This window comes from Neisseria sp. P0001.S005, assembly GCF_051963715.1.
In genome coordinates this window covers 1-296 of the sequence record NZ_JBQCTZ010000941.1, presented here as the reverse complement: position 1 = coordinate 296, position 296 = coordinate 1, and the positions used below count along the sequence as shown (strand labels likewise).

The following is a 296-nucleotide window of genomic DNA, read 5'->3' as shown; positions in this document are numbered from 1 at the left end:
ACATTTTCGCCGACATGTAATGCAATCCGTTCGACCACATTAATGCCGGAATCTTTCAACGTTTGGATTTTTTCAGGGTTATTAGTCAACAATCTGACCTCACGAATATGCAGATAATCATAAATCTGCTTAGCCAAAGTGAAGTCGCGCGCATCGACAGGAAGGCCGAGCGCTACATTGGCCTCGACCGTATCCAAGCCCTGATCTTGCAGACGATAAGCACGGATTTTGTTTATCAAACCAATGCCCCTGCCTTCTTGGCGCAAATATACGATAACGCCACGCCCTTCTTTCTG

The 296-nt window shown here is 46.3% G+C and carries 1 protein-coding gene; it reads right to left on the bottom strand.

Annotation, left to right across the window (positions count from 1 at the left end):
• A partial coding sequence (gene ribA, locus ACTHSP_RS23600) for a GTP cyclohydrolase II RibA (RefSeq protein WP_440347186.1) occupies positions 1 to 296 on the bottom strand: 296 nt, incomplete at both ends.